This window comes from Streptomyces sp. AM6-12, assembly GCF_044327085.1.
Lineage (GTDB): Bacteria > Actinomycetota > Actinomycetes > Streptomycetales > Streptomycetaceae > Streptomyces.
On record NZ_JBIQWN010000001.1, the window covers coordinates 1,523,254 to 1,546,623 of the forward strand.

Sequence of the window (23,370 nt, forward strand, 5' to 3'; positions counted from 1 at the left end):
TCATGGGTGTCCTCAGAAGGTGGTCAACGGCCTTACCGCGTGGGCCAGATCGAGCAGCCGGCCGTGTTCCGGGGCGGTGCGGGCCTGGGCGGCGAGCTGGCGGAAGGAGTGTTCGAGGAGGGTGCGCAGGCCGCGTTCGTCGCCGGGCCCGAGGAGGTCCCCGGCCGGCCAGGACGCGGTGCCGCCGCCCAGCGTGTTCTCGCGGACCTCGGCGACCAGCCGGGCGCGGGTCTCGCCGTCCTCGGCGCCGCCGTCCAGGCGCAGTTCGGGCAGCCGCCGGGCCGCGTCGGCCAGGTCGGCGGGCGTGGGCGGCAGTCCGCCGAGGATGCCGGCGCGGATGCGGACGGCGGCGATCCGGGCGGCGTCGTGGTGGCGCGAGGTGGCCGGCACGTCGTCCAGGACGCGTACGGCGGCGTCCCGGTCGCCGCCGGCCAGGTGGCCGCGCGCGAGGCCGAAGGCAGCGGCGGTGTGCGCGCTGTCGCGTTTCCACACGGCCTCGTAGAAGCGCATGGCGCGTGCGGTGCGGGCGCCGTGCTCGGCGCAGTGGCCGAGGGCGAGCTTGGGCACGTACTCGCCGGGCAGCGCCCGGTACACCGCCTCGAACCGGGCGCCGGCGGGCTCCACTTCGCCGGTGGCGAGGTGCAGGACACCCCGGTGCCAGGCGATCCGCCAGTCGTGGGCGGCGGCGCGCTCGCCGAGCTGGGTCTCGGCCTCGGTGAGCCAGCCGGCCGCCGCGTCCCGCTCGCCGCGCCGGAGGTAGGCGCGGCACAGCCACAGCGCGGTCTCGGGGGTGCCGAGGCGGGAGTCGCGGGGCCACTGCCGGGCCACCTGGTCGGGGGCGTCGGGCGAGAAGGTGTCCAGGACCAGGGCGGCGCCGTCGGCGGGATCGGGGACCGGTTCGGGCAGGGCGCCGGCGACCTCGGCGGGCGAGGGCGGGCTCACGTCCAGCTCCGCCGGGCGCTCGCCGGGGCGGGCGGTCCAGTGGTCGAGGGCGGGGATCGCGCCGAGCCCGGCGTCCAGGCTGGCGGCGGTGGCGCGGAACCGGGTGGAGCTCTCGGGGAGCTGCTCGCCGAACCGGAGGCAGCGGAACTCCCTCAGCACTTCCCAGAGTTGGCGGGACATCTCGGCGGCCGACCGGAACCGGGCGCGGGGTTCGGGGTGGGTGGCGCGCTCGACGAGCCGGCGGAAGGAGTCGTGGGCGAGCCCGCGGGCCGGTTCGGTGTCGCGGGCCAGCGCCTGGAGGGTCATGCCGACGGTGTAGAGGTCGCTGTCGACGTGCCAGCCGCGCCGGTCGATCTCCGCCTTCGGCGGCGCGAACGTCGCGGTGTACACATAGGCGGACGCGCGGTCGCCGATCGCGCGGACCGCGCCGAGGTCGATGACCTTCACGGCCCGCCCGAAGTGGATGACGTTGGCGGGCTTCATGTCGCAGTAGAGCAGGCCCCGTTCGTGCATGTACTCCAGCGCACCGAGGATCTTGCAGCCGTAGGTGAGGACGTGGTCGAGGCGGGGGCGGCCGTGGAAGACGCGTTCGACGTCGTCGGCGTCGAACAGCTGTTGCAGGGAGCGGCCGCCGATGTAGTCCATGACCAGGTAGCCGGTGGACGTCCCGCCCGGCGGCCGGTGTTCGGCGTACGTGATGATCCGCACGATGTCCGGGTGGTGCAGGTCGGTGAGCGAGCGGCGCTCCTCGACGGCGGCGCGGCGGGCGAGTGCGCCGCCGGCGTCGATCTGGCTCTTGAGGACGACGCGGTGGCCCTCGGCACGGGTGTCCTCGGCGAGGTGGATCCAGCCGAGGCCGCCGCGGGCGAGGCAGCCGAGGACGCGGTAGTGCCCGGCGACCAGGTCGCCGCGGGCCAGTTGGGGCAGGAAGGAGTACGGCGTCCCGCAGCGGGGGCAGCGTCCGGTGGCGCGGGGGGGCTGGCCGCCGTACCCGAGCCCGATGATCATGCCGCAGCCGTCCGTGCCGCAGCGGCGGCCCTCGGTGGGCGGGCGCGGGTCGCCGACCAGCAGGACGTCCGCGGGTTCGGGCACCTCGGGGAGCACGAGCAGTCCGTGCTGGTCGAGTTCCCCGACCCCGGCCACGGCGTGCACGGCCGGCGGCCCCGGACTCTCCTCGACCAGGGCGGTCCTCGCGGCCGGTTCGCCGCGCGGCTCGGCGTGCCGGTGCCCGCAGGTGTCGCAGTAGCCGGTCCCCATGATGCGTCCCGCGCATCCGGGCCGGACACAGGAGCTGGTCATGAGCCGCACTCCTTCCGGGGGCCGGCGGCGCCGCGAGGGGGAGAGGGGAGGTGCTGGTCGGGGGTGCGGGCGTGTTCGCTGGGATGGGTGAGGGGCTCGGGCGGTGGGGTGGGGTGGCCGGGTTCGGCGTCGCTCCGCGGCCCGCCCGCCCCCGTCACGCCCGAGCAGAACCCGGTGAACCGGTCCGCCGCGGCCTCCGCGTGTTCGATGTCGCACGGTGTCCGGCGCAGTTGGGTGAGGGCGGCCTCGTAGAGGCGGTAGGCGGCCAGGACCCGGTCGCCCTGGTCCTCGGCGCGGCGGCGGCACAGGGGCCACTGGGCGGTGACCCGGCCGCGCAGTTCCTCCCAGCGGCGCAGCCGGGCGTCGAGCAGGTCGAGGGCCTGTTCCAGGCGTCGGCCGCGGCGTTCGGCGGCGTCCTCGAAGGTGAACAGCAGGTCGGCGCGCCGGGGTCCGCGGTCCTGTTCGGAGCTGTGCGCGACCCAGGCCCGCAGCATCAGGCTGCGGCCGACGGCGGTCTCGGCCTGGCCCATCAGCGGCTCGGTGCCGGGCCCCGCCGTCACCCGGTCCCGGCGGGCGTCCAGCGCGGGCCCCAGCACGTCGACGATCCGGTCGAGTTCCGCGCCGAGCCGGTCCCACCGCTCGCGCAGCGGCCGGTGCACCAGCAGCTCGGCGGCCCGCTCGGCCCCGCCCTCGCGGCGGTGGACCAGCAGCAGCCGGGCGCCGTGCCGGGCGAGCCGCTCCAACAGGGCGAGCAGCGCCTCGGGTTCGGCGCTCTGGTCGACGCCGACCAGCACCGCGGCGAGCGGCACGCGCAGGGTGGCGAGCCGTTCGGGCCGGGGGTCGTCGCGGACACCGAGGCGTTCGGCGATCCGGTCCATGACCTGGTCCGCCGCCAACTGCCGTACGTCCAGGGCGAGATCGTGCGCCCCGGCCGATGGCACGGTCTCGGGCGGGTCGTGACTGAAGGCGCTGGTGTTGCGGTGCGTGCGCAGCTCGCGGTCCGCGAGGGTGACGGCTCGCTCCAGGGTGAAGGCGCGATCGCCGCGGGCCGGTACGACCGTGACGAGCACCGGCCAGCCCTCGCCCCGGAACCACCCGGCGAGTTCGGTGGCGAAGGGCACGTCGAGCCGCCCCGCGCCGCCCGCCGCCCGGCCGCGCAGCCGGGGGTCGACCGCCGAGGCGCCGTCGGTCCAGGCGGCGACCTGCGGCAGATGGCTGAGGATGGTCTCGGTGGGGCTCATCTGGCTGAAGGCGGACACCTGCCCCTCGTCCACGCTGAGCACGATGCCGATCACCTGGTCGGTGGCATGGTCGACCACCGGGCCGCCGCTGAAACCGGGGGCGGCCAGTTCGCCGGGGGTGAGCGGGCGCAGCTGCACCCGGCTGTCCCGGCCGCGCGCGGCGACCAGGGTGGCGCCGTGCCAGCGACCGCCGTCGTCGCCGGCCGGGAAGCCGTACATGCTCACCGGACCGTGCGGCGAGGCCAGCCGGTAGAGGCGGGTGGCGTGTGCGGCGGGCAGTGGTTCGGCGAGGCGCAGCAGGGCGAGGTCGCCGCTGCGGTCGCCGAACGCGTCCTCCTGCTCGGGTACGTGCTCGTCCGGGTGGACGGTGGCGGCGACCGCGCCCTGTCCGGGCACGCCGACGAGCCGTACGGCGTACCGCACGCCGGGAGTGACGACATGCCCGGCGGTGAGCACCCGGTCGGGGGCGAGCAGCACCCCGGCACCGAGCACCCCGCCGTCCGGTGCCTCGATGCGGGCGATCCATGTCGGCGTGCGTAACCGGGACTTGACGGCTCGCTCCCCCGTGCGCGTCATGCCGCCGAGGTTACTCCCCGTACCGGCCCGGAACCACTGGTGTGCACGAGGCGGCCGGATGCGAAAATGCCCGCCCAGGTCGGCACCACCTCGCCGAGCACCGTGCGCAAGCAGGGGGCGCAGGCGGGCCTCGGCGGCACCGACTGCCGCAAGCCCACGCCGACGCGCGCGCCGCAGGGCCGCACGCGGCACCGTGCCCGCCGCGCCCCGCACCATCGGCGCCCTCGAGCAGCGCGGGTACACCGGCAAGGTCTACCGGCCCTGAGCGACCGCGGGACTGGGCCGACCGGGTGAGACGGTGGCGAGCTCCCGGTCCAGCCGGGCACATTGCCTACGATCGGCACGTGCCGACCTTCTGCCTCACCCGCACCGTGCCGCTCCCCCTGGACGAGGCATGGCGCCGGGTCACCGAGTGGCCCCGCCACTCCCGCACCGTGCCGCTGACCCGGATCAGGGTGCTCACCGGGGGCCCGACCGGCGTGGGCACCCGTTTCACGGCGCGCACCGGCGTCGGTCCGCTCGCCGTCGACGACACCATGGAGGTGACCGTCTGGCGTCCGCCCGCGAACGGGGAGGGCGGGCTGTGCCGGCTGGAGAAGCGGGGCCGGGTGGTGCTCGGCTGGGCGCGGATCGAGGTCCGGCCGGGGCCCGGCGGCCGCAGCCGGGTGGTGTGGCAGGAGGAGCTGCGGCTGCGCTTCCTGCCCCGCGCCCTGGACGGCGCGGTCGAGCGCACGGGCCGGGCGGTGTTCGGACGTGGACTGAACCGGCTGCTCAGACGGGCCTGAACGGGACGGCTACGCGGGCTTGAGCGGGGGGCTCGGCGGCCCCGGAGGGACCGGCTCGGGGCGGGCGAACAGCCTTACCTCCGGCCGGAGTTCAGTCCTTGCGTCCGGTCACCGCCACCGCCATGCCCAGCCCGATCATCGTCAGGCCACCGACGCCGCCGACCGCGGACAGCCGGCGGGGCGAGCGGGCGAACCAGCCGCGGGCGGCGGAGGCGGCCAGGCCCCAGACGCTGTCCGATACCAGCGCGAGGACGTTGAAGACCAGGCCGAGCAGCAGCATCTGGAGGGGCACCCGCCCCTGCGCGCGGTCCACGAACTGGGGCAGTACGGCGGCGAAGAACACCATCGTCTTGGGGTTGGCCACGCCGACCGCGAAGCCCTCCCCCAGGGTGCGCAGGCCACTCCGCTCCGGGGGTCCCGACCGGGTGAGCGCGGCCCGCAGCGAACCGCGTTGCCGCCATGTCCTGACGCCCAGGTGGACGAGATAGGCGGCGCCCGCGAGCTTGAGCGCGGTGAACAGGAGGGCCGAGCGCTCCACCACGGGTCCGATGCCGAGGGCCACGGCGGCGACGAGGACGTACGCGCCGAGGGTGTTCCCGGCGACCGTGGTCAGCGCGGCGCGGCGGCCGTGCGCCAGCGCCCGCCCGACGACGAACAGCACGCTCGGGCCGGGTATCACGATCAGCAGCAGGGACAGCGCCGCGAAGGCGAGCAGCCGGTCGGTGGAGACCATGTCCTCATGGAACACAGGGCCGGAGCGCGCGGCAATCGCTTTTCGCCGGGCGGCGTCGGGTTCTCGTGGCGGGTGGGGCGCGAGGCTCAGGCCACCGAGCCGATCCGCGCCGTCGTCGCCGTGCCCGTCGTCTCGTGGTGGATCGGCGTGTGCCCGCCGGTCAGGGCGGCGCCGCTGCCGCCGCGCCGGGCGGCGACGATCTCCGCGGCGATGGACAGGGCCGTCTCCTCGGGTGTGCGGGCGCCGAGGTCCAGGCCGATCGGGGACCGCAGGCGGGACAACTCGCGTTCACTTACGCCGACTTCGCGCAGGCGGCGGGCCCGGTCGAGGTGGGTGCGGCGGGAGCCCATCGCGCCGACGTAGGCGACCGGGAGGCGCAGCGCAACCTTCAGCAGCGGTACGTCGAACTTGGCGTCGTGGGTGAGGACGCACAGGACGGTTCGGCCGTCGGTCCCGGTGCGTTCCAGGTAGGTGTGGGGCCACTCGACCACGATCTCGTCGGCCTCGGGGAAGCGGGTGCGGGTGGCGAAGACCGGGCGGGCGTCGCACACGGTGACGTGGTAGCCGAGGAACTTGCCGACGCGGACCAGGGCGGAGGCGAAGTCGATCGCGCCGAAGACGATCATCCGGGGCGGGGGCACGGAGGACTCCACCAGGACGGTGAGCGGGGCGCCGCAGCGCGAGCCCCGGGCGCCGATCTCCAGGGTGGCCGTGCGGCCCGCGTCCAGCAGGGCGCGGGCCTCGGCGGCGACGGTGCGGTCCAGCTCGGGGTGGGCACCGAAACCGCCGTCGTACGATCCGTCGGGCCGCACGAGCAGGGCGCGGCCCGGCAGTCCGGCCGGGCCGGCCACGATCCGGGCGAGCGCCGCCGCCCGCCCGCGGGCGGCGGTCGCCAGCGCGGATGCGATCACCGGCCGGGCCGGATCGTCCGCCCGGACCGGGGTGACCAGGATGTCGATGACTCCGCCGCAGGTCAGGCCGACCGCGAAGGCGTCCTCGTCGCTGTATCCGAACCGTTCGAGGACGCTCTCCCCGTCCTTCAGCGCCTGTTGGCACAGCTCGTACACCGCGCCCTCCACGCAGCCCCCGGAGACCGACCCGATGGCGGTGCCGTCGGCGTCCACCGCGAGCGCGGCGCCGGGCTGCCGGGGCGCGCTGCCGCCGACGGCGACGACGGTGGCGACCGCGAAGTCACGCCCCTGGCCGATCCAACGGTTCAGCTCCTCGGCGATGTCCAGCATCTGTCGGTCTCCTCAGGATGGTTGCTCGAAAAGAGGGGCGCCGCCGCGTCCCTAGTGGACGCCGAGCCAGCCCTCGACGGGGTGCAGCGCGAAGTACACGAGGAAGACCGCGGTCAGCCCCCACATGAACGCGCCGATCTCCCGCGCCCTGCCCTGGGCCACCTTGATCGCCGTGTACGAGACGACTCCCGCGGCGACGCCCGTGGTGATCGTGTACGTGAACGGCATCAGGACGACGGTCAGGAAGACCGGAATCGCCGTGGCCCGGTCGCCCCAGTCCACGTGCCGCGCGTTCATCAGCATCATCGCGCCGATGACCACCAGCGCCGCGGAGGCCACCTCCTGCGGGACGATCGCGGTCACCGGGGTGAAGAACAGGCAGGCCGCGAACAGCAGTCCGGTGACCGCGGACGCGAGCCCCGTACGGGCGCCCTCTCCGACGCCGGTCGCCGACTCGATGAACACGGTCTGTCCCGAGCCGCCGGTCACTCCGCCGATCGCCCCGCCCGCGCCGTCGATGAACAGCGCCTTGGACAGCCCCGGCATCCGCCCCTTGTCGTCGGCGAGCCCGGCTTCCGTGCCGACGCCGATGATGGTGGCCATCGCGTCGAAGAACCCGGCGAGCACCAGGGTGAAGACGATCACCGCGATGGTCATCCCGCCGACCTTGCCCCAGCCGCCGAAACCGACGTTCCCGAACAGTGAGAAGTCCGGCATGGAGACCGCGCTGCCGTGCAGTTCGGGCGCGCCGGAGGCCCACTGGCGGGGGTCGATCACGCCGAGCCCGTTGAGGACGGCGGCGACGACGGTGCCGGAGACGATGCCGATCAGGATGGCGCCGGGCACGTTGCGGGCCTGGAGCATGAAGATCAGCAGCAGGGTGCCGGCGAAGAGGAGCACCGGCCAGCCGGTGAGCTGGCCCGCGGGGCCGAGGCTGAGCGGGGTGCCCTTGCCCGGGTGCACGAAGCCGGACTTGTAGAAGCCGATGAGGGCGATGAACAGGCCGATGCCCATGGTGATGCCGTGCTTGAGCGCGAGCGGGATCGCGTTCATGATCATCTCGCGCAGGCCGGTGACGACCAGCAGCATGATGACCGCGCCGTACACCACGCACATGCCCATCGCCTGCGGCCAGGTCATGTTGGGCACGACCTGCGCGGACAGCACGCCGGAGACGGACAGGCCGGCGGCGAGCGCGAGGGGCACCTTGCCGACGAAGCCCATCAGCAGCGTGGTGAGGGCCGCGGCGAACGCGGTCGCGGTGATCAGGGCCTTCTGGCCGAGGGTGTGCCCCTGGACGTCCTGGCCGGACAGGATCAGGGGGTTGAGGAGGAGGATGTACGCCATCGCCATGAAGGTGGTGACGCCGCCGCGCACCTCGCGCGCGACCGTGGATCCTCTCCGGGATATGTGGAAGTACCGGTCGAGCCAGGACCGGCCGGCCGGGACGCGGCTGCCGTCGCCGGCGTCCTCGGCCGTGGTCCTGGGCTCCACTGATGGTTGGGTCATGGTGCCGTCTCCCAAGGTTCACAGGGGCACCCGGTCAACTCCGGTGAGCTGAGCGGGATTTGGGATGTGCACGTAACCCGGGGGACGGCCCGGTGTGGCACGTGTTGGGGGGTGGGCCGGGGGTGAGCGATTGCCCGGCGGGGGGCGTTACGCCGTGCCCGTGAGGTGCTCCGGGCGTACCGGCGTCCTGTTCAGCTCCAGGCCCGTGGCGTTGCGGATCGCCGCGAGGACGGCCGGGGTCGAGGACAGGGTCGGTGCCTCGCCGATGCCGCGCAGCCCGTAGGGGGCGTGCTCGTCGGCGAGTTCGAGGACATCGACCGGGATGGTCGGCGTGTCGAGGATGGTCGGGATCAGGTAGTCCGTGAAGGAGGGGTTCCTGACCTTCGCGGTCTTCGGGTCCACGATGATCTCCTCCATCACCGCGACGCCCAGGCCCTGCGTGGTGCCGCCCTGGATCTGGCCGACCACGGAGAGCGGGTTGAGCGCCTTGCCGACATCCTGGGCGCAGGCCAGCTCGATGACCTTGACGAGGCCGAGTTCGGTGTCGACCTCGACCACGGCGCGGTGCGCTGCGAAGGAGTACTGGACATGGCCGTTGCCCTGGCCGGTGCGCAGGTCGAAGGCCTCGGTCGGCCGGTGCCGCCACTCCTCCTCCAGCTCCACGGCCTCGTCCTCCAGGACGTCCACCAGGTCGGCGAGCACCTCGCCGCCGTCGGTGACGACCTTGCCGCCCTCCAGCAGCAACTCCGCGGTGGCCCAGGCGGGATGGTAGGAGCCGAACTTGCGCCGGCCGATCTCCAGGACCTTCTCGCGCACCAGCTCGCAGGCGTTCTTGACGGCACCGCCGGTGACGTACGTCTGCCGGGAGGCGGAGGTGGAGCCGGCCGAGCCCACCTGGGTGTCGGCCGGGTGGATGGTCACCTGGGCGACACCGAGTTCGGTGCGGGCGATCTGGGCGTGCACGGTGACGCCGCCCTGCCCGACCTCCGCCATCGCGGTGTGCACGGTGGCGACGGGCTCGCCCGCGATCACCTCCATGCGCACCTTGGCGGTGGAGTAGTCGTCGAACCCCTCGGAGAAGCCGACGTTCTTGATGCCGACGGCGTAGCCGATGCCCCGTACGACGCCCTCGCCGTGCGTGGTGTTGGACAGGCCGCCGGGCAGCTGCCGTACGTCGGCGCCCTCGCTGGACTCCCACTGGCGCTCGGGCGGCAGCGGCATCGACGTGACGCGGCGCAGGAGTTCGGCGACCGGCGCCGGGGAGTCGACCGGCTGCCCGGTGGGCATGATGGTGCCCTGCTCCATGGCGTTCAGCTGCCGGAACTCCACCGGGTCCATGCCGAGTCGCTTCGCCAGCTTGTCCATCTGGGCCTCGTACGCGAAGCACGCCTGGACCGCGCCGAAGCCGCGCATCGCGCCGCAGGGCGGGTTGTTGGTGTACAGGGCGATGGCCTCGATGTCGACGTCGTCCACGACGTACGGCCCGATGCTGAGCGAGGAGGCGTTGCCGACGACGGCCGGGGAGGCGGAGGCGTAGGCGCCGCCGTCCAGCACGATGCGGCACTTGACGTGGGTCAGCTTGCCGTCGCGGGTGGCCCCGTGCTCGTAGTACAGCTTGGCCGGGTGGCGGTGGACGTGCCCGAAGAAGGACTCGAACCGGTTGTAGACGATCTTGACGGGCTTGCCGGTGCGCAGCGCCAGCAGACAGGCGTGGATCTGCATGGACAGGTCCTCGCGGCCGCCGAACGCGCCGCCGACGCCGGACAGCGTCATCCGCACCTTGCGCTCGGGAAGACCGAGCACGGGCGCGATCTGACGCAGGTCGGAGTGGAGCCACTGGGTGGCGATGTAGAGGTGGACGCCGCCGTCCTCCTCGGGCACCGCGAGCCCCGACTCCGGACCGAGGAACGCCTGGTCCTGCATGCCGAAGGTGTACTCGCCCTGGACGATCACATCGGCGCGGGCGGCGGCCGCGGCGGCGTCGCCGCGCACGATCGGCTGACGGTGCACGATGTTCGGGTGCGGGACGTGCCCGATGTGGTGGTCGTCGCGGTGCTCGTGGATGAGGATGGCGTCCGGGCCGAGGGCCGACTTCTCGTCGGTGACGACGGGGAGTTCGCGGTACTCCACCTTGATCTTGGCGGCGGCGCGGCGGGCGGTCTCCGGGTGGTCGGCGGCGACGATCGCGACCGGCTCGCCGTGGTGGCGCACCTTGCCGTGCGCGAGGACCGGGGTGTCCTGGATCTCCAGGCCGTAGTGCCTGACCTCGGTGGGCAGGTCGTCGTACGTCATGACGGCGTAGACGCCGGGCAGGGCGAGGGCCTCGGAGGTGTCGATGGAGACGATCTCCGCGTGTGCGACGGTGGAGCGCAGGATCTGGCCCCACAGCATGTCCTCGTGCCACATGTCCGAGGAGTAGGCGAATTCGCCGGTGACCTTGAGGGTGCCGTCGGGGCGCAGGGTGGACTCGCCGATGCCACCCTTGGTGCCCGAGCCCTGTGTGATCTTGGCAGGAACGCCGTTGGCCGGCATGTCAGACCCCCTCGGACTGGCGGGCGGCCGCGAGACGGACCGCGTCCATGATCTTCTCGTAGCCCGTGCAGCGGCACAGGTTGCCCGACAGCGCCTCGCGGATGTCGGCGTCGGACGGATTCGGGTTGCGCTCCAGGAGTTCGTCGGATGCGACGAGCAGGCCCGGCGTGCAGAAGCCGCACTGGACGGCGCCGGCGTCGATGAACGCCTGCTGGATCGGGGCGAGTTCGGTGCCCTCGCCGGCCTGGGAGTCGGTGCCGCCCTTGGCCGCCCAGCCCTTGGCCGCGTCCAGGGAGACGCCGTCCGAGTCGCCCTCGGAACGCTGCCGTGCGTGGTCGGCGAGGCCCTCGACGGTCACCACGTCCCGGCCCTCGGCCTGTCCGGCGGCGACCAGACAGGAACAGACCGGCACGCCGTCGAGCCGTACGGTGCAGGAGCCGCACTCGCCCTGTTCGCAGGCGTTCTTGGAGCCGGGCAGGCCGAGCCGCTCGCGCAGCACGTAGAGCAGGGACTCGCCCTCCCAGACGTCGTCGGCCTCCTGCGGGCGTCCGTTGACGGTGAAGTTGACGCGCATCACGCAGCTCCCTCGGTGTGGCGGGCGCCGCGGTACGACTCCCAAGTCCAGGTCAGCGTCCGGCGGGCCATCACGCCGACCGCGTGCCTGCGGTAGCTGGCAGTGCCCCGGACGTCGTCGATCGGGTTGCAGGCGGCGGCGCACAGGTCCGCGAACTGCTTGGCGACGGAGGGGGTGATGATCTTCCCGTTGTCCCAGAAGCCGCCCTCCGCCAGCGCGGCGTTCAGGAACTCCTCGGCGGCCTTGGCGCGCACCGGGGTGGGCGCGGCCGAGCCGATGCCGGTGCGCACGGTGCGGGTCTCCGGGTGCAAGGCGAGGCCGAAGGCGCACACGGCGATGACCATGGCGTTGCGGGTGCCGACCTTGGAGTACTGCTGCGGGCCGTCCGCCTTCTTGACGTGTACGGCGCGAATCAGCTCGTCGGGCTTGAGCGCGTTGCGCTTGACGCCCGTGTAGAAGTCGTCGATCGGGATCATCCGGGTCCCGCGCGCCGCCGACGCCACCTCGACCTCGGCGCCGGCGGCGAGGAGGGCGGGGTGGGCGTCGCCGGCGGGCGAGGCCGTGCCGAGGTTGCCGCCGACGCCGCCGCGGTTGCGGATCTGCGGGGAGGCGACCGTGTGCGAGGCGAGCGCGAGGCCCGGCAGCTCGGCACGGAGCTGTTCCATGATCGTGCTGTAGGGCACGGAGGCGCCCAGCCGTACGGCGTCCTCGCCGGTCTCCCATTCGTAGAGATCGCCGACGCGGTTGAGGTCGAGCAGGTACTCGGGCCTGCGGTGATCGAAGTTGATCTCGACCATCACATCGGTACCACCGGCGATCGGCACAGCGGTGGGATGCTCGGCCTTCGCGGCGAGCGCCTCCTCCCAGCTGGCGGGGCGAAGGAAGTCCATGACCGGCTCTCTTCTTCGTCTTGGGTTCTGCGGATTTGAGCCAATCCGTGTGCGGCGGGCCCGGCTCGTTCCTGTCGTGTTGACGTGGAGTGAAATCAGTACACCGCCGTGTACTCCGACGGGGTCAGTCACCGAAACCATGAAGGAGTTCGCTGGCCAGGTGAAGCATCTTGTAGATTCGTATGAACGGAGGACGTCGGCAACCTCTCCGTTTTCCCGGGGAAGCGGCCATTCCCCCGTCCCCCTCCGAAGATCCATCGTAGGTTTCGAGACAAGAAACGGCGGCAACTGAGATGCGGCTGCGCGCACTGCTGGACACCGACGCGCTGGGCCTGCTGCTGCTCGGCGGCGAGGACGAGCTGGACCGCTCGGTGCGCGGTGTGATGACGACCGACCTGCGCGACCCGAGCCGCTACCTGTCCGGCGGTGAGCTGGTGCTGACGGGCCTCGCCTGGCGGCGGGACGCGGCCGACTCGGAGCCGTTCGTACGGCTGCTGGTGCAGGCCGGGGTGGCGGCCCTCGCCGCGGGCACCGCCGAGCTGGGCGGGGTGCCGGAGGACCTGGTGGCGGCCTGCGCCAAGCACCGGCTGCCGCTGCTCGCGGTGGACGAGTCGGTGGCCTTCGCGACGGTCACCGAGCATGTCGTACGACAGGTGTCCGGCGAGCGCGCCGGGGACCTGGCCGCCGTGGTGGACCGGCACCGCCGGATGATGACCTCGGGCCCGGCGGGCGGCGGCCCCGACGTGGTGCTCGACCTGCTCGGCACCGACCTGGACCTGCGCGCCTGGGTGCTCTCCCCCACCGGCCGGCTGATCGCAGGCTCCAAGGTGGCGGGCCCCGAGCTGCCCGCCGGGACCTGCGCCCGGCTGGCCGCCGAGCACCTGGCCGCCACCCGCTCCGGCCGGCGCGCCCCGCACCGGGTCCCGCTGGGCGGCACGACGTACTCGCTCTTCCCGATCCGCTCCTCGGGGCGGGCCCCGGGCGCCGCGCGCGATGTCCGCGAGACGGTGCTGTCGGACTGGCTGCTGGCCGTGGAGGCGGACGCGGGCGACTGGGACGGGCAGCGCATGGACCTGCTCCAGGGCGTCACCCAGCTGATCGCCGTGGAGCGCGACCGCCGGGAGGCGGCCCGTACGGTACGGCGCCGGCTCGCCCAGGAGATCCTGGAGCTGGTGCAGACCGGCGCCGCGCCCGCGGAGATCGCGGCGCGGCTGCGGGTGGCCGCGCCCGTGCTGCTGCCCGGCCTCGGCGCGGCCCCGCACTGGCAGGTCGTGGTGGCGCAGGTGGAGTGGGACGGCGGGGACGTCGAGGGCGGTTCGGTGGCGCAGGCGCTGCTGGAGGAGGTCCTGGTGGACCCGCTGGCGACCGGCCCCGAGGCCGCAGACCGCATCGCCGTGGCGCACACCGGGGACGAGGCGGTGGCGCTGGTCCCGCTGCCCGCCGTACCGGCCGTCGCCGCGGACCGCGAGGGCGCGGAGACCGGGCTGCTCGCCGACGCGCTGCTCCAGGTGGTGCGCGAGCCGCTGTCGGCGGGGCTGGACGGCGACGGGCGGCTCACGCTCGGCGTCAGCGCGGCCGTGCACTCCGCGGAGGGGCTGCGCGGCGCCCTGGAGGAGGCCCGGCACGCCCGCCGGGTGGCGGCGGCCCGGCCCGGCCGGGTCTGCGCGGCCGGGCACCAGGAGCTGGCCAGCCATGTGCTGCTGCTCCCGTTCGTCCCGGACGACGTGCGGCGCGCGTTCACGGCCCGGCTGCTGGACCCGCTGACGGACTACGACCGCCGGCACCGCGCGGAGCTGATCCCGACCCTGGAGGCGTTCCTCGACTGCGACGGCTCCTGGACCCGCTGCGCCACCCGTCTGCACCTGCACGTCAACACGCTGCGCTACCGCGTCGGACGGATCGAGCAGTTGACGGGACGGGACCTGTCGCGCCTGGAGGACAAGCTCGATTTCTTCCTGGCGCTGCGGATGAGCTGAGCCGGGCGGGGCGAAGCGGACGAAGCGGGCCCCGCCGCGCCCCCACGACTTTGTGAAATCTTTCACCCACCCCCTTGGCCAGGTGTGGCGATCGGTGCTGGAATGCCGCCACCACTCAACAGCCCGATGGCGTGCCTGGGGAGGTCAACGTGGCGTATACCGCCATGTCTGGGAACGGAACGACCGCCGGTGACGATCCTCTCCAGACCGCGGTATGGCGGCTGCGCTCGCGGGCCTGCTGGGCCGACGCCGCGGCCCTGCTGCCGGCGGACACGCCGGACGCGGCGCTGCAACGGGCGATGCTGCTGGTGGAGCGCTGCCTGTACACGGAGGGCGGCTGGGCGGACGCGGAGGACGCGCTGCGCACGGCGGAGGCGCTCGCGCACACCGACGAGGAGCGGGGCGCGGCCGCGTGCGAGCGCGGGCAGCTCGCGTACGCCGCGACGCTGCACGGCGTCCGGGACCGGGTGGACGAGGCGCGGGCCGCGCTGGGGCGGGCGGCGGCGCTGATCCCGCCGGGGGCGGCGGGGCGGGCGCTGCTGGACTTCCGGCGCGGGCTGCTCGCGGAGAACCTGTCCCGGTCCCCGCAGGCGGCGCGCGCCGCGTACCGCCGGGCGCACGCGGGCGCGACCGCCCACGCCGATCCGCTGCTGCTGTCGTTCACCTGGCGCCATCTCGCCGGACTCGCCCTGCGCGACGGGGAGTTGGCGGAGGCGCGGCACGGGTTCGCCGAGTCGCTGCGGATCAGGGAGGAACTGGGGTACCTCGTCGGAACGGCGCCCGCGCTGGTGTCCCTGGCGGACACGGAGGACGAACCGGCGGCGTCCCGGCTGCGGGACGAGGCACGGCGGCTGTTCCGCCTCCTGGGGGGCGTGCCGACGTGGCTGGCGGCGCAGCTCGTCCCACCGGCCGCGGGACCGGCCACGGCGTGAGCGGGGGCGTGTGAGGCGCGGGGGCGTGCTCAGAGGGAACTGAGAGACGGCCGTGCCAGTGTGACGCGCCCCGAGACCCCCACTCCAGGAGAGCGTCGCATGACCCTCGTCAACGGGCTGCCGGCCCATGTCCTGCTCGTCCATGTCGTCGTGGTGCTGGTCCCGCTGACCGCCCTCGCACTGGTCGCCGCGGCGGTGTGGCCGCAGGCAGCGCGCCGGCTCGGCGTCCTGCTGCCCGCGCTGGGTCTCGTGTCCCTGGTCAGCGTGCCGCTCACGACGAACGCCGGTGAGTGGCTGGAGCGGCACGTCGACGACGATCCGCTCGTCCGCAGGCACACCGAGCTGGGCGACGGGCTGCTGCCCTGGGCGCTGGGACTGTTCGTGCTGGCCGTGGTCGTGTGGTGGGCGGCCCGCGCGGTGCTGCGCGCCGAGGGCGGCGGCTCGCGCTGGTCCGCGCTGCCCGTGCGGATCGTTCTCGGGCTGCTGTCCGCGGTGATCGCGGTGGGCGCGGTCGTGGACGTGTACCGGATCGGCGACTCGGGGGCGCGAGCGGCCTGGCACGACGGGTTCTCGAAGTCGGCGCACGGTGACCAGGGCGGCGACGGCTCCTGAGGCGCCCTGAAGGGGTGGGGTGCGGGGAGCCGCGCGGCAGCTCACGGCGGAGGGCGGCGCGCGTCGCCTCCGCTCAGGCCGCGCCCGCGAAGTGCTCCGCGACCAGGTCCCGCACCACCTCCAGGTCCCGCGCGACGAGCGCCTCCAGCAGGGACACGTGTTCGGCCGCGTCCGCGACCAGGTCCGCGCGGGCGTGCCGGACCGGGGCGCCGACCAGCGGCCACTGGGCGCGGCGGTGCAGCTCGCAGGCGATGCGGACCAGCTCCTCGTTGCCGGACAGGGCCAGCATCGCGCGGTGGAAGGCGCGGTCGGACTCGGCGTACGTCGCGGGGCAGCCGGACGCCGCCGCCCGGACCGTGTCCTGCGCGAGCGGCCGCAGCTCGGCCCAGCGCGCGGCCGGGACCGTACGGGCCAGCCGCAGCATCACCGGCACCTCGATCAGCTCCCGCACCTCCGCCAGCTCGGCCAGCTCCCGCGCCCCCCGCTCGACGACCCGGAAGCCGCGGTTGGGCACCACCTCGACGGCGCCCTCCAGGGCGAGCTGCTGCATCGCCTCGCGCACCGGCGTCGCCGAGACCCCGAAGCGGTCCCCGAGCACCGGCGCCGAGTACACCTCCCCCGGCCTCAGCTCGCCCGTCACCAGCGCCGTGCGCAGCGCCTCCAGGATCTGCCCGCGCACCGAGGACCGCTGTATCACGGGCCGCTCGCCCGCGGGCCTGCGCGGGCCCGGAACCAGCCCCTCACCGTGCGTGTACGCCGCCGCGGAGCCCTGCGCGCCCTGCCTCACGGGGTCCTCCTGGCGGCTTGTCGGTACTTGGGGTCATTAACGACGGGTTGTCGGTTGTTCGTCAAGCACCCTAGACGTACCGAGCGGTACGTCAAACTCGACCGAGGTCCGGGAGCAAGGTCCGGGGCGGGCGAGCGGGACGAGCGGACCCCCGCGGTCCACTAAGATCAACTCGATCCGGACCGCCTCGCACGGACAGGTGATGCACAACTTCCTCACCTTTCACGGGAACTTTCCGAGGAACCATCCGTACGGGTAGTCTTATTCGAACTCAACTCCCGCCCCTCAAGCGGCAGTTCGAGCAGATCGCCGTCCCCGGGCACCCCCTCGCACCCTCTTGGCGGCCTCTTGCCGCGAAACCCCCTGAGGGCCGCCCGGAGTGGGTCAATATGGCGGGCGTTACGCCCTATCCCAATGCAAGGGACCCCTGATGAGACTGACCGACATATCGCTGAACTGGCTGCTTCCGGGCGTCGTACTGCTCCTGGGCATGGTCGCGGCGGTGGCGGTACTCGCGCGCGGAAAGCGCTCTGCCGGGGAGAACGCGAGTGCGGACGACTCCTGGGAGCGCAGCGAGGAGCGCCGCAGGCGCAAGGAGGCCGTCTACGGCACCGCCTCCTACGTGCTGCTGTTCTGCTGTGCGGCGGTGGCGGCCGCCCTGTCCTTCCACGGCCTCGTGGGCTTCGGCGAGCAGAACCTCGGCCTGACCGACGGCTGGCAGTACCTGGTGCCGTTCGGCCTCGACGGCGCGGCCATGTTCTGCTCCGTCCTCGCGGTGCGCGAGGCCAGCCACGGTGACGCGGCCCTCGGCTCGCGCATCCTGGTGTGGCTGTTCGCCGCGGCCGCGGCCTGGTTCAACTGGGTGCACGCGCCGCGCGGCGCCGGCCACGCGGGCGCCCCGCAGTTCTTCTCCGGCATGTCCCTGTCGGCGGCCGTCCTGTTCGACCGCGCGCTGAAGCAGACCCGCCGCGCCGCGCTGCGCGAGCAGGGTCTGGTGCCGCGCCCGCTGCCGCAGATCCGCATCGTGCGCTGGCTGCGCGCCCCCCGCGAGACCTACAAGGCGTGGTCGCTGATGCTCCTGGAGGGCGTGCGCAGCCTGGACGAGGCCGTCGAGGAGGTCCGCGAGGACAACCGGCAGAAGGAGCAGTCGCGCCAGCGCAGGCGCGAGCAGCAGCGGATGGAGCGCGCCCAGCTCAAGGCCATCAGCCGGGGCCACGGCCGGTTCGTGAACCGGGTCGGCGGCGGCCGGCAGGTCGAGGTGCAGGCGATGGAGCGCGGCTCCTCGGGCGCCACCACAGCGGAGCCTGCCATAGCGACCGCGGAACAGCTGCCGGTGCCCTCCCGTCCCTCCCTCCAGCCGGTCCGCAAAGGGTCTGAGCCGGTGGCCAAAGGGTCCGAGTCGGTGACCGTCGACCTCACCGCGGAGGACGACACCATGGCCCTGCCCCGCCTGGACTCCCTGGAGCGCAAACTCAAGGACCTGGAGCAGCAGTTCGGCTAGGGATGACCGGTCTTCACGGGTCGGGGGCGCGCCCGCTCGGGTCGCGCCCCCGACCCATGTCCGCCGCCCGCCTCTGTCCGTGGTTCCTTATGCCGCCTCGGCGCCCAGCTCGAACCACACCGACTTGCCGACCCCGTGCGGCCGTACACCCCAGGCGTCCGCGAGGGACTCCACCAGGACCATGCCCCGGCCATGGGTGTCGTCGTCCGGATCCGGTGCGCGCACCTCGGGTCTTCGGGGCACGAAGTCCCGTACCTCCACGCGCAGTCCGCCGGGTGCCACGACCGCGGTGAGGACGGCGTCGTCGTCGGTGTGCACCAGCGCGTTGGTGACCAGTTCGCTGGTGAGCAGCTCGGCGATCTCCGAGCGGCCCGGCTTGCCCCAGTCCCGCAGCAGTTCGCGCAGCTCCCGCCGGGCCTCGGGCACGGAGCGCAGATCCGCCCGCCCGAGCCGGCGCCACAGCCGCTGCGGCGACTGCGGTGGTGGTGGCTGCGTCCGCTGTGCCGCCCGGCCGCGTCCGCCGCGCCGGTCCTGGGCGTCCCGCCGGTCGCGCCCGTTCTGTAAGGAATCGTCCCGCGGGGAATCGTCGGCGGGCACCCGCACCAGGCGCCCCGGCGACTCCCTGGCGACCTGCGCGGCCCCCGTGGCCCGCAGGGTGCCCACGGTCTCCCTGACGACGCCCTGAACTTCCCCCGAGGTTTCCCCCGTGCCGTCCCCCGGTTCCGCGGAGGGGGCCCCGGTGGTCACGGGACCGCCCCCTCGTGCCTGCCTCTTCATGGCCCCCGCCCGCACGCCGCTCGAACCCTGCCCCTCCTGGTCGAACACGTTCACGGGGGATGCTTGCCCAGTGGACCAACGGCCAGTCCTGGCACCGGCCCGATGACCGGCGGTTCGGCCACCGCCCGGGCCCGCCGTACCCGGGCGCAGGGTGGCCGCCACAGACACGCGAGAGCCTTCCGGGCGGCCCTGTGACGCCGCTGACGCCCCGTGACGGGCGGACCGCCGCGCCCGGCACAGCCGGTCGGCGGTCCGTCACGGCCCGTGAAACTGGCCGAAATCCGCTCCCCGATCCGGGTAATCCGCCCTCGACTCCGGGCGGTTCGCTCACCGATCCGGGTGGCGTCAGGGCCGGGGCACGTTGCGCAGATTGGAGCGGGCCATCTGGACCATGCGGCCGACCCCGCCGTCCAGCACGATCTTGGAGGCGGACAGCGCGAACCCGGTGACCATCTCTGCGCTGATCTTCGGCGGGATGGACAGGGCGTTGGGGTCGGTGACGATGTCCACCAGGGCCGGACCCTTGTGCCGGAACGCGTCCTTGAGCGCGCCGGCCAGCTGCTTGGGCTTCTCCACCCGCACGCCGTACGCCCCGCACGCGCGGGCCACGGCGGCGAAGTCGGGGTTCGCGTTGGCGGTGCCGTACGCGGGCAGTCCGGAGACCATCATCTCCAACTCGACCATGCCGAGCGAGGAGTTGTTGAACAGCACCACCTTGACCGGGAGGTCCTGCTGCACCAGCGTCAGGAAGTCGCCCATCAGCATGGAGAATCCGCCGTCCCCGGACATCGACACCACCTGCCGGCGCCGGTCGGTGAACTGCGCGCCGATCGCCATGGGCAGCGCGTTGGCCATCGAGCCGTGCGAGAAGGAACCGATGATCCTGCGGCGGCCGTTGGGCGAGATGTAGCGCGCCGCCCAGACGTTGCACATGCCGGTGTCCACGGTGAACACCGCGTCGTCGGCGGCGACTTCGTCCAGTACCGCGGCCACGTACTCGGGGTGGATCGGGACGTGCCGGTCCACCTTGCGGGTGTACGCCTTGACCACGCCCTCCAGCGCGTCTGCGTGCTTCTTCAGCATCCGGTCCAGGAAGCGCCGGCTGGTCTTCTCCTTGACCCGCGGGATGAGGCAGCGCAGCGTCTCGCGCACATCGCCCCACACGGCGAGGTCGAGCCGGGAGCGCCGGCCGAGCACCTCCGGCCGCACGTCGACCTGGGCGATCCGCACGTCGTCGGGCAGGAAGGCGTTGTACGGGAAGTCGGTGCCGAGCAGGATCAGCAGGTCGCACTCGTGGGTGGCCTCGTAGGCGGCGCCGTAGCCGAGCAGACCACTCATGCCCACGTCGAACTTATTGTCGTACTGAATGAACTCCTTACCCCTCAGGGCGTGTCCGACCGGGGACTTGACCTTCTCGGCGAACTCCATGACCTCGGCGTGCGCCCCCGCCGTGCCGCTGCCGCAGAACAGTGTGACCTTGCCGGCCTTGTCGATCATCTCCACGAGGGCGTCGATCTCGGCGTCGCCGGGGCGGACGGTGGGCCGGGAGGTCACCAGGGCGCTCTGCGCGGCCTTCTCCGGGGCGGGTTCGGCGGCGATGTCGCCGGGCAGCGAGACCACGCTGACCCCGCTGCGCCCGACCGCGTGCTGGATGGCGGTCTGGAGCAGCCGGGGCATCTGCCTCGGGCTGGAGATCAGCTCGCAGTAGTGGCTGCACTCCTGGAACAGCCGGTCCGGGTGCGTCTCCTGGAAGTACCCGAGGCCGATCTCGCTGGAGGGGATGTGGGAGGCGAGGGCGAGCACGGGGGCCATGGAGCGGTGGGCGTCGTACAGGCCGTTGATGAGGTGCAGGTTGCCGGGGCCGCAGGAGCCGGCGCAGGCGGCCAGCTTCCCGGTGATCTGGGCCTCGGCGCCGGCCGCGAAGGCGGCGGTCTCCTCGTGGCGGACGTGCACCCAGTCGATGTGGGAGTGGCGGCGGACGGCGTCCACGATCGGGTTGAGGCTGTCGCCGACGACGCCGTAGAGGCGGCGCACGCCGGCGCGGACGAGGATGTCGACGAACTGCTCGGCTACGTTCTGCTTGGCCATGTTCTCTCGTCTGCCCCTTCCGGGGTCCGGAACCCGTGCGAGGTCCCGGACCCGTCCCGGATCCGTGCGTGGTGCCCCGGTTCCATGGAGGCATACGAGGGGCGGTTACGCCTCCCACAGGGCGGCGGCCGTACGGTCGTCGGCGTAGCCCTTGACCCGTACCCGCGCGTCGGCGAGGAAGGCGGCGAGGCCCGGCGGGCGACGGCCGGACCAGCGCCGGGACAGATAGGCGCTCAGGGCGGGCTCCCCGCGCAGCGGCTCGGCCAGGCCCGGAGTGCACATCAGCAGGGCGTCACCCGGCCGGGCTAGCGAGACCTGGAAGCGGAAGGGGTCGCGGGCGGGCGGGGGCGGGGGCTCGGGCAGCGGTTCGTACGGGCCCGGCGGGGCGGGGACGCCGAGGTCGAGGGTGAGGCGGTCGCCGTCCTCGGCGGGCTCGGGCGTCCCGGGCGGCTCCGGGGGCCCCGCTTCCGTGGTGCCCGGCTCGATGTCCCGCCAGGTGCCGTCGCGCAGCAGGAAGAGGCCGCCGTCGCCGACGCCGAAGAAGACGCGGGTACGGCAGTGCGGATCGGCGGGCAGCAGCAGGCAGCGCAGGCTCGCCGTGTACTCCTCCGGCGAGGCGCCCCGTTCGAGGGCGCTCGCGCGGAGCCGGCCCAGGCCCCGGTCGGTGAGCCGGTGCAGGCCCGCCTTCAGGTCGGCGCGCCGGGTCGCGCGGATGTCCTCGGCCAGCCGCCGGTGGCTGCGGCCCACCGCCCGGCCGATCCAGCGGCACGCCTCGGCCGCGGCGAGGTGCGCCTCGGGGGCGGCGCGTGCGCCGGTGGCCATCGCGACGAGCACGAGCGCGTGTGCGCCGGTGCCGAACCGCGCGGTCAGCAGGGCGTCCCGGCGGGGCTCGCCCCGGTAGCGCGCGGAGTCCCCGCGCAGCGACACCGACCGCAGCGTCCACGTCCCGTACCGGGCCCCGTCCAGGACCGTGTCCGCGACCAACTCCCCCAGTTCCTCCGGGTCGGCGAGGGGAAGGGCGGTGGGCTCGGGGTCGTAGGTGGGCGGCCCGGACCCCACGAAGTCGAGGGCGGAGGCGGGCTCGGGCACCGGGGGGTGCTCGGGGGCGGCCGGGGTTCGGCGGGGCAGGCCGGATGGGGCCGACTGGACGGGGAGGTCCCGGAGGGTGGGGACGTCGGCGGGCCTCGGAGCGCCGGTCGGGGTGCGGGCGTCGGCGAGCCTCGGAGCGCCGGTCAGGGTCGGGGCGTCGGCGGGCCTCGAAGCGCCGGTCAGGGTCGGGGCGTCGGCGGGCCTCGAAGCGCCGGTCAGGGTCGGGGCGTCGGTCGGAGTGAGCGCGTCGGCAGACCTCAAAGCACCGGCCGGAGTGGGCGCGTCAGCGGGCCTCGAAGCAGCCGCAGGAGTGGGCGCGTCGGCAGGCCTCGAACCGCCGGCCGGGGTCGGCGCGTCAGCAGGCCTCGAAGCACCGGCCGGAGTGGGCGCGTCAGCAGGCCTCGAAGCACCGGCCGGAGTGGGCGCGTCAGCAGGCCTCGAACCGCCGGCCGGAGTGGGCGCGGCGGGGGCCGGGGCAACGGGCGCCCCCGGGGGGCCGGTCGGGGCCGCGCGATCGGGCGGCGGGGCCGGGGCGCCGAAGCGGGACGGAAGGTCGGCCGGGGGCGTGGCGTCAGACGATCTCCGGACGCCGGACGGGGCCGCGTCACCGGACGAACCCGGAACACCACCCGCACCCGATACATCGCCCCGAGACGGGACGTCCGCCGGGCCCGGGACGTCACACGATCTCCGGACACCGAACGCGACCACACCATCCGACGAACCCGGAACACCGCCCGGCCCCGAAACCTCGGCCCGAGACGGGACTTCCGCCGGGGCTGCGGCATCGGACGCTCGCGGAAGGCCAGTTGAAGCCGCGCGCTGGGACGGGCCGGGGACCTCGGGCAGGCCCTGCGCGTCGGCCGGAACCGGTGCGTCCGGCGGCGGTCTCAGGGGGCCGGACCGGACCGTGACATCCGGCGGAACCGAGACCCCGCCTGGGACCGGCACATCCGTCCGCCCCGAACCGTCGCCCCGGCCCAGACCGCCGTCCTGCCCCGAACCGTCGCCCCGGCCCAGACCGCCGTCCTGCCCCGAACCGTCGCCCTGGCTCGAACCGTTGTCCCGACCCGAACCACCGGCCTGCCCCGGACCGCCGGCCCGGCCCGGAACATCGACCGGCGCCGGTCTCTCCCGCACCGTGTTGCGGATCGAGGTGTAGCGGTCGTCCAGGGAGTCGGGCGCGGTGGTCGGGCCCGTGTCTCCGGTGGTGTCGTCGTACAGCCGACCCCACCAGTCGTCCTCGGGACGGGCGGTGGGCCTTCCCCCCTGCTGGCTCATGCCCT

General features: G+C 73.9%; 17 protein-coding genes. 5 read left to right on the top strand and 12 right to left on the bottom strand.

Translation table 11 applies throughout. The annotated features are described in order from the left end of the window. Window positions 1-12: 12 nt before the first annotated feature. Together ACE4Q9_RS06840 and ACE4Q9_RS06845 are read right to left on the bottom strand one after the other, a co-directional pair. The gene (locus ACE4Q9_RS06840) at window positions 13-2,241 is read right to left on the bottom strand and encodes a tetratricopeptide repeat protein (protein WP_397983319.1); all 2,229 of its coding nucleotides are present in this window, start codon (window positions 2,239-2,241) and stop codon (window positions 13-15) included. After that, a complete protein-coding gene (locus tag ACE4Q9_RS06845) occupies window positions 2,238-4,058 on the bottom strand; it encodes a trypsin-like serine peptidase (RefSeq protein ID WP_397983320.1) in 1,821 nt (606 codons plus the stop codon). Before ACE4Q9_RS06845 ends, ACE4Q9_RS06840 begins: the two co-directional genes overlap by 4 nt. Window positions 4,059-4,402: 344 nt before the next feature. Here ACE4Q9_RS06845 and ACE4Q9_RS06850 point away from each other — a divergent pair, with 344 nt between their 5' ends. Further along, entirely contained in the window at window positions 4,403-4,843 is a 441-nt protein-coding gene (locus ACE4Q9_RS06850; protein WP_397983321.1) for an SRPBCC family protein, read from the top strand. Between the two features lie 91 nt (window positions 4,844-4,934). Here ACE4Q9_RS06850 and ACE4Q9_RS06855 read toward each other — a convergent pair whose 3' ends face one another. From ACE4Q9_RS06855 to ACE4Q9_RS06880, 6 genes are all read right to left on the bottom strand, one after another. Beyond that, window positions 4,935-5,576: a LysE family translocator gene (locus tag ACE4Q9_RS06855; protein WP_397983322.1), complete on the bottom strand. Its 642-nt coding sequence runs from the start codon at window positions 5,574-5,576 to the stop codon at window positions 4,935-4,937. An 86-nt stretch (window positions 5,577-5,662) separates the two neighbouring features. Further along, window positions 5,663-6,817 (bottom strand): XdhC family protein, encoded by a 1,155-nt coding sequence (locus ACE4Q9_RS06860; RefSeq protein WP_397983323.1) that lies wholly within the window; start codon window positions 6,815-6,817, stop codon window positions 5,663-5,665. A 51-nt stretch (window positions 6,818-6,868) separates the two neighbouring features. After that, window positions 6,869-8,326 (bottom strand): NCS2 family permease, encoded by a 1,458-nt coding sequence (locus tag ACE4Q9_RS06865; RefSeq protein WP_397983324.1) that lies wholly within the window; start codon window positions 8,324-8,326, stop codon window positions 6,869-6,871. Between the two features lie 147 nt (window positions 8,327-8,473). After that, window positions 8,474-10,858 carry a xanthine dehydrogenase family protein molybdopterin-binding subunit gene (locus ACE4Q9_RS06870; RefSeq protein ID WP_397983325.1) on the bottom strand — a complete coding sequence of 795 codons (2,385 nt, stop codon included), beginning with the start codon at window positions 10,856-10,858 and terminating at the stop codon, window positions 8,474-8,476. A 1-nt stretch (window position 10,859) separates the two neighbouring features. Then, on the bottom strand, window positions 10,860-11,432 hold the full coding sequence (locus tag ACE4Q9_RS06875) for a (2Fe-2S)-binding protein (protein WP_397983326.1): 573 nt from the start codon (window positions 11,430-11,432) through the stop codon (window positions 10,860-10,862). Then, window positions 11,432-12,322 (bottom strand): FAD binding domain-containing protein, encoded by an 891-nt coding sequence (locus ACE4Q9_RS06880; protein WP_397983327.1) that lies wholly within the window; start codon window positions 12,320-12,322, stop codon window positions 11,432-11,434. Before ACE4Q9_RS06880 ends, ACE4Q9_RS06875 begins: the two co-directional genes overlap by 1 nt. A gap of 293 nt (window positions 12,323-12,615) precedes the next feature. On the opposite strand from ACE4Q9_RS06880, the gene ACE4Q9_RS06885 reads away from it, so the two are divergent. The 3 genes from ACE4Q9_RS06885 to ACE4Q9_RS06895 all read left to right on the top strand — a co-directional run bounded on the left by ACE4Q9_RS06885 (window position 12,616) and on the right by ACE4Q9_RS06895 (window position 15,842). Next, entirely contained in the window at window positions 12,616-14,298 is a 1,683-nt protein-coding gene (locus ACE4Q9_RS06885) for a PucR family transcriptional regulator (RefSeq protein WP_397983328.1), read from the top strand. A gap of 164 nt (window positions 14,299-14,462) precedes the next feature. After that, the gene (locus tag ACE4Q9_RS06890; protein ID WP_397983329.1) at window positions 14,463-15,230 is read left to right on the top strand and encodes a hypothetical protein; all 768 of its coding nucleotides are present in this window, start codon (window positions 14,463-14,465) and stop codon (window positions 15,228-15,230) included. 99 nt (window positions 15,231-15,329) lie between these two features. Beyond that, window positions 15,330-15,842 (top strand): DUF2231 domain-containing protein, encoded by a 513-nt coding sequence (locus ACE4Q9_RS06895; RefSeq protein ID WP_397983330.1) that lies wholly within the window; start codon window positions 15,330-15,332, stop codon window positions 15,840-15,842. A 73-nt stretch (window positions 15,843-15,915) separates the two neighbouring features. Here the strand turns inward: ACE4Q9_RS06895 and ACE4Q9_RS06900 are convergent, their stop codons facing one another. Then, window positions 15,916-16,629, bottom strand: coding sequence for a GntR family transcriptional regulator (locus ACE4Q9_RS06900; RefSeq protein WP_397983331.1), 714 nt, complete (start codon window positions 16,627-16,629; stop codon window positions 15,916-15,918). Window positions 16,630-17,059: 430 nt separating this feature from the next. On the opposite strand from ACE4Q9_RS06900, the gene ACE4Q9_RS06905 reads away from it, so the two are divergent. Next, window positions 17,060-18,130 (top strand): DUF2637 domain-containing protein, encoded by a 1,071-nt coding sequence (locus tag ACE4Q9_RS06905; RefSeq protein WP_397983332.1) that lies wholly within the window; start codon window positions 17,060-17,062, stop codon window positions 18,128-18,130. An 87-nt stretch (window positions 18,131-18,217) separates the two neighbouring features. Here ACE4Q9_RS06905 and ACE4Q9_RS06910 read toward each other — a convergent pair whose 3' ends face one another. The 3 genes from ACE4Q9_RS06910 to ACE4Q9_RS06920 form a co-directional block, all read right to left on the bottom strand. Beyond that, window positions 18,218-18,592, bottom strand: a complete 375-nt coding sequence (locus tag ACE4Q9_RS06910) for an ATP-binding protein (protein ID WP_397987144.1) — start codon at window positions 18,590-18,592, stop codon at window positions 18,218-18,220. 660 nt (window positions 18,593-19,252) lie between these two features. After that, window positions 19,253-20,995: a pyruvate dehydrogenase gene (locus ACE4Q9_RS06915; protein ID WP_397983333.1), complete on the bottom strand. Its 1,743-nt coding sequence runs from the start codon at window positions 20,993-20,995 to the stop codon at window positions 19,253-19,255. Between the two features lie 105 nt (window positions 20,996-21,100). Continuing rightward, window positions 21,101-22,084: a protein phosphatase 2C domain-containing protein gene (locus ACE4Q9_RS06920; protein WP_397983334.1), complete on the bottom strand. Its 984-nt coding sequence runs from the start codon at window positions 22,082-22,084 to the stop codon at window positions 21,101-21,103. Window positions 22,085-23,370: the final 1,286 nt, after the last annotated feature.